This is a genomic window from Deltaproteobacteria bacterium, assembly GCA_020848745.1.
GTDB lineage: Bacteria > Desulfobacterota > Binatia > UTPRO1 > UTPRO1 > UTPRO1.
The window spans coordinates 1-5646 of sequence record JADLHM010000036.1; the positions used below are offsets into that span (position 1 = coordinate 1).

Annotated in this window: 6 protein-coding genes; 1 reads left to right on the top strand and 5 read right to left on the bottom strand. The window is 70.0% G+C overall.

Features of this window, described 5'->3' with window-relative positions:
• The 4 genes from IT293_04875 to IT293_04890 form a co-directional block, all read right to left on the bottom strand.
• Positions 1–1327: hypothetical protein (locus tag IT293_04875; GenBank protein ID MCC6763979.1), on the bottom strand; the 1327-nt coding region annotated here is incomplete at its 3' end.
• Positions 1328–2488 carry a VWA domain-containing protein gene (locus IT293_04880; protein ID MCC6763980.1) on the bottom strand — a complete coding sequence of 387 codons (1161 nt, stop codon included), beginning with the start codon at positions 2486–2488 and terminating at the stop codon, positions 1328–1330. It abuts the gene before it with no gap.
• 40 nt (positions 2489–2528) lie between these two features.
• The gene (locus tag IT293_04885) at positions 2529–2951 is read right to left on the bottom strand and encodes a biopolymer transporter ExbD (protein ID MCC6763981.1); all 423 of its coding nucleotides are present in this window, start codon (positions 2949–2951) and stop codon (positions 2529–2531) included.
• Positions 2938–3591 carry a MotA/TolQ/ExbB proton channel family protein gene (locus IT293_04890; protein ID MCC6763982.1) on the bottom strand — a complete coding sequence of 218 codons (654 nt, stop codon included), beginning with the start codon at positions 3589–3591 and terminating at the stop codon, positions 2938–2940. The genes IT293_04885 and IT293_04890 overlap by 14 nt, the downstream gene beginning before the upstream one ends.
• A 166-nt stretch (positions 3592–3757) precedes the next feature.
• Here IT293_04890 and IT293_04895 point away from each other — a divergent pair, with 166 nt between their 5' ends.
• Positions 3758–5275: an amino acid permease gene (locus IT293_04895; GenBank protein ID MCC6763983.1), complete on the top strand. Its 1518-nt coding sequence runs from the start codon at positions 3758–3760 to the stop codon at positions 5273–5275.
• A gap of 25 nt (positions 5276–5300) precedes the next feature.
• Here the strand turns inward: IT293_04895 and IT293_04900 are convergent, their stop codons facing one another.
• On the bottom strand, positions 5301–5594 hold the full coding sequence (locus tag IT293_04900; protein ID MCC6763984.1) for a type II toxin-antitoxin system RelE/ParE family toxin: 294 nt from the start codon (positions 5592–5594) through the stop codon (positions 5301–5303).
• Positions 5595–5646: the final 52 nt, after the last annotated feature.

Here is a 5646-nt window from a genome sequence, read left to right on the forward strand (position 1 = left end):
CGGGCGCGGCCTTGTGCTTCGGGAAGTCGCGGAGGAACTCGACGAGAGCCCCTTCGTACGCCGGCTGGTTCGCCGGCGTCGGATCGGCGGCATAGCCCGCCTCGCTCGCCTTGAAGCGCAGATACGCGGCGTCGTCGCGATACTTGCCGTCTTTCTCGGCCAGGATCTGGTCGAAGACGGCGATCGCCCCGGCGCGGTCGCCGCTCCGAAAGCGCGACAGCCCGAGGAGGTAGCGCGCCTCGCTCTGGTTCTTCCTCGCCTCGTCGTCGGTCGCGGCCAGCACCTGCTCGAGCTTCGGGATCGCCTCCTTGAACTTGCCCGAGGCGACGAGCTGCTTCGTGACGTCCCACTCGGAAGGCGGCGGGGGCACGTCCTTCGCCTTCGGACCCGCCCAGTTCTTCGGGTTGTCGAGCCCGTTGCGGACGATCTGCGTCGCGCGCGCCCCCCACGGGCCGCCCTCGGCCTGCAGTTGCGACAAGAGCGACGCCGCCTCGCCCTGATACGCCGCCTTCTGCCCCGGCTGGCCGGCGGCCGCCATGAGCAGCGCGCGGGCGCGGGTGTAGCGCGCACGCGGCAGGTCCCCCGGGGGCGCGCCGTCGAGCGCCTGCTTCGACGCCCGCAGGGCGTCCGCGCTCCGCCCGACCCGCACGTACGACTCGGCGAGCGCGAGCTGCGCCTTCCGCACGCGCTCCGGCGAGGCGCCCTTCATCTGTGCGACCGCCTCGAAATCCCCGATGGCCCAATCCACGTGGTCGAGCTCGAGATAGGCGAGCCCGCGCCCCAGGCGGCTCTCGGCGACGATCGGGTTGTCGCTCTGCGCGGTCGCGAACTCGCCGAAGCCGGCCGCCGCCTTGTCGAGGAGCTCCCGGCGCTTCGCGCCGCCGAAGAAGAGCGCCCCGCGGTAGCGCAGCCAGTTCAGGTAGTAGAGCGCCTGCACCGCGAGCGCCTGGTGCTCCCTGTACGCCGGCGACTCGGCCAGGGCGTCCATGTCGCCGTCCGCGTCGATGACGCTCTGGTTCATCCGGTCGAGCGCCTGCCGATGCGACTCGTAGCTGCGTTCCAGAGGTCCGGCGATCGCCTCGTAGGTGCTCGCCGCGCCGGCGTCGGCGGCATCGGCCGCGTCGAGGAACTGCAGCGCGATCCGCCCGAGCCGATCGATTGCCGCCTGCTCTCCCGCGCCGCCCGATCCCGGACTGAGCCCGGCGCCGTGCGCTTGCGCGCGCAGGTCCGCCAGCGACGCGCCCGTGGCGGCGCCCGGCGAGCCGGCGACGAGCAGCGCCGCCACGGCCGCCGCCGCGCCGAGGAGTCGGAAGCTCCGGGCGCGCATCTACTCGAGCTTGCCCATGTACTTCGCCATCTCGACGCGCCAGCGCGTGCCGAAGGTGAGGATCATCACCTGGCGCAGCAGCGACTTTTCCTCGCCGAGCGCGATGAGCTCGCCGCCGCCCTGGCTCGTGATGACGCGATAGGTGTCGCTCACCTCCTGGTAGAAGGCGGGCATCGGCGTCGGCTTGAACTCGCCCCGCGAGCCGTGCGCGACCCAGTCCGCGCGCTCGTACTCGTCGTGCAGGCGCTTGGTGACGTCGATGGCCCCGATGGCGCCGTTCTTCTCCTTGAGGTCGCGGACGAGCTTGAGAAGCGCCGGCATGGTCTGCGGATGCGGCGGCGAGCTGCCGATGATGATCATGATGCGGCGCGCGATCTTCCGCCACGAGAGCTCGGTCATCGCGGCGTCTACGGCCTCGTACACGGCCTCCGGATAGTCGCCGCCGCCGTCGGAGCGCAGGTTCACCACGAAGGCCTGCACCTTGTCGGTCTTGAAGCTGAAGTCCACCCACTTCGTGACGTACTCGTCGCCCTTGTCTCGGTACGCGACGACGGCCACGCGGCTCGACGGCACCATACGCTGGAGGTCGGCGATGAAGCCCCGCACCTGGTTCTTCACGTCGTCGATGATCGACTGCATGCTGTTGGTGGTGTCGATCAGGAGCACGAGGTCGACGCCGACCTTGCGCAGGCTGCCGAGCACGTCGCCGAAGCCGCTTCCTCCGGGGCCGCCCCCGGCGAGCCCCGAGCCGCCGAACGAGAGCGGGATGTCGAGGCTCCCCGGCGCCGCGCCGACGCTCGGCGCGACGCCGATCCGCGGCAGGTCGGGCGCCCGCACGTTGGCGACCGCGGCGGGCGCGCTCGGGCCCGCGACCGAGCCGGCGGTCCGCGGCTGCGTGATCACCGGACGCAGCTGCCCGGCGATGTCGGTCAGCGCGGGCGCACCGTCGACGTCCGAGTCCTCGACCGCCGCCGGCGGCTCGACGATCTTCACGTTGATCTTCCGGACCTGCTTCGCGACGGTCACGCTGATGGTCGCGAGGGCGAGCAGCAGGCCGGCATGAAAGGCCGCCGACAAGAGAAACGCCGGAAGGGCGCTGCGGACCGGAAAGGCGTTCGCGAGCGGGTCGTCCTCGGGCGGCGGTTTGGCGGGAGCACTCATCGGCGACTCGTCTGGTGCGGTGTCCGGGCGCGCCGCGAGCCTACTGGGCCGCCCTCCCCCGCTCCGCGGCGATCGCCACCTGCGTCGCCCCCGCGCGCTGCGCCGCCGAGAGGATCCGGACGGCGTCGCCGAGCAGCACCTCGCGGTCGCCCTGGAGCACGACGGGCGTGTCGGGGCGCGTGGCGAGGAGGCTCTTCAGCGTGCCTTCGAGCCCTTCGAGAGCGACGAGGTCGGCGTTCACGTAGATCTCGTGGAGCGGCGTCACCGTGATCGTGATCTCGCGCGGCGCGCTCTGCGTGCTGTCGACCTCGGGGAGCATGACCTTGGCGCCGGTGTCGACCATGGCGACGCTCGTCACCATGAAGATAATGAGGAGTACGAGGAAGATGTCCGTCAGCGGCGTGATGTTGATGTCGGCCATGATGTGCGACCGACCACCGGCGGGAAGCTTAGCGAAGGCCATCCGCGACCCTCGCCTGGCGCGGCGCGCGGCTGCCGGCGGTGCGCAAGGCCTCGATCAACCGGGCCGCACCGATGGTCAGTGCCGCCTCGATGCGATCCAGCCGGACCTGGAAGTAGTTGTAGAAGATGAGCGCGATGATGGCGACGCCGAGGCCGAGCGCGGTCGCGACGAGCGCCTCGGAAATGCCGCTCGCCACCACCGCGAATCCGCCGCTCCCGAGCGCCGCCATGTTGTGGAAGGCCTTGATGATGCCGACGACGGTGCCGAAGAGGCCGATGAACGGGGCGCTCGACGCGACCGTCCCCAGGATCCAGAGCGGCCGCTTCAGCTGCTCGATCTCCTCGAAGCGCCGTTCGGCGCCGAGGTCGGCCAGGTCCTCCGCGTCGAGCGCGCCGCCCTGACGGACCACCTCGGCGAAGACGCGCCCGGGCGCCGAGCCGCGCGCGGCCTCGGCCTGCTGCAACGCGGCCTCGACGTCGCCGCGCGCGAGATCGGCATGCACGCCGCGCGTCAGCTCGGCGGTTTCGCCCACCAGGTTGCGGAAGCTCCACAGCCGCTCGGCGATCACGGTGACGCTCACGATCGACATGACGATGAGCGGGTACGTGGCGAGCCACCCCTGCTGGATCATGGCGAGCATGTTCAAGTTCGCGGTCGGTTCCACTCGGTGGGCTCCTCTCTCACGGGTGCAGCGGACTCCGGCACTCTTCGTCGACGCTACACGATCGCTACCGTCCGGGCAAAATCACGAAGCGATATATGAAGGCAAGTAGGGGTTCCGATCGCCGAAAACGTTCCGAGCGGAAATGGCACGCGAGCGCACCTCGGCTTTTGCGCCCCTCGGTGGCCTGTGGTACTCGCAGCTCGCCTTGGGGTCGCGCATCTTCGCCACCAAATCGGTCGAAGTGCTGCGCGCCGAGCTCGCCTCCGCCGATCGACTGCATCGCGTGCTCGGGCCGGTCGCGCTCACGTCGCTCGGCGTCGGCGCCATCATCGGCGCCGGCATCTTCGTCATGACCGGTCTCGCGGCGCGCGATTTCGCCGGCCCCTCGTTGATGCTGTCCTTCGTGCTGGCCGGCACCGGCTGCGCGCTTGCCGCGCTGTGCTATGCCGAGTTCGCCTCGATGATTCCGGTCGCGGGGAGCGCGTACACGTACGCGTACGCGACGCTCGGCGAGCTCGCGGCCTGGATCATCGGCTGGGATCTCGTGCTCGAGTACGCGATCGCGTCGTGCGCGGTCGCGCACGGCTGGTCGCACTACCTCCAGGCGTTTCTCGGACTCTTCGAGGTCCACCTGCCTCCCGCGCTCGCGATCGACCCCATGAGCGCCGCCCCGGAGGTCGTCGCGGGGGCCTGGCACCTCGGCCCCGTCCCGATCGTGTTCGATCTGCCGGCGGTGGCCGTCGTGCTGCTGCTCACGGGCGTACTCGTCGTCGGCATCCGCGAAAGCGCGGGCCTCAACTCCCTGATCGTCGCGCTCAAGCTCGGCATCGTCATCTTCGTCATCGCCGCCGGGCTCGGGCACGTCGACACGGCGAACTGGCATCCGTTCTTCCATCACGAGAAAGGACTCGCCGGCACGTTTCAGGGCGCCGCGTACGTGTTCTTCGCGTACATCGGCTTCGACTCGATCAGCACCCACGCCGAGGAAGCCCGGAACCCCGAGCGCGACGTCCCGATCGGCATCCTCGTCTCACTCGCCCTCTGCACCGTGCTCTACATCGCGGTCGCGGGCGTGCTGACCGGCATGGTGCCCTACACGCAGCTCGACATCGACGCCCCGATCGCGCACGCCTTCGCGAGCTTCGGGCTGCCGGTCGCGACCTTCATCGTCGCCTTCGGCGCCGTCGCGGGGATCACGAGCGTCCTCCTGGTCATGATGTTGAGCCAGGCGCGCATCCTCCTCGCCATGGCCCGGGACGGGCTTCTCCCGCCCGGCTTCTTCGCCGCGATCCACCCGCGCTATCGCACGCCTCACCGCTCGACCATCCTCGTCGGCGTGATCGTCGCGGTGGTCGCGGCGCTGCTGCCGCTGAAGGTGCTGGCGGAGCTCGTGAACATCGGAACGCTGTTCGCGTTCGTCGTCGTCTGCGCCGCGGTCCTGATCATGCGCTACACCCGCCCCGACGTGCCGCGCCCGTTCCGCACCCCGTTCGTCCCGGTCGTGCCGGTGCTCGGGATCGCCGCGAACCTCACGCTCATGATCGCGCTCGGGTGGCACAACTGGGCGCGCCTCTTCGCCTGGCTCGCGATCGGCCTCGTGATCTACGGCTGCTACGGCTACCACCAGAGCCGCTTCGCGCCGGTCCGCGTCGACCGATAGGGGGCGCTCCCCCGTCGCGAGACCGTCACAAATGTTTCTCCGGCAGCATGCGCTCATGCAGGATGCGCACGATCTCGATACCGCCCTCGATACGACGCAGGTAGAGCACGTGGCGTTCGCATCGCCAGCGCAGGAGCTGTGGCCGCTGCGGAACAGGACGGGCGTGCTTCAGGTTGCTCGGAAGGATCTGCTCACACGTGCGTTCCAGAAAGTCGAGGTATTTGGCGCACTGCGTGACGCCCCCGTGGGCACGCGTGTACTCGGCGATGGCATCGAGGTCACGCTCAGCGTCCTTCGTGTAGTGGACACGGGTGCTCACCGGATTCCATGACGTCGACGTAGGCGCGCAAAGACCTGCGGGCGCGCCCGAC

Coding starts and splice junctions, on each gene's coding strand:
- IT293_04880 (MCC6763980.1), bottom strand. CDS start 2,488: ATGAGTGCTCCCGCCAAACCGCCGCCCGAGGACGACCCGCTCGCGAAC.
- IT293_04885 (MCC6763981.1), bottom strand. CDS start 2,951: ATGGCCTTCGCTAAGCTTCCCGCCGGTGGTCGGTCGCACATCATGGCC.
- IT293_04890 (MCC6763982.1), bottom strand. CDS start 3,591: ATGCTCGCCATGATCCAGCAGGGGTGGCTCGCCACGTACCCGCTCATC.
- IT293_04895 (MCC6763983.1), top strand. CDS start 3,758: ATGGCACGCGAGCGCACCTCGGCTTTTGCGCCCCTCGGTGGCCTGTGG.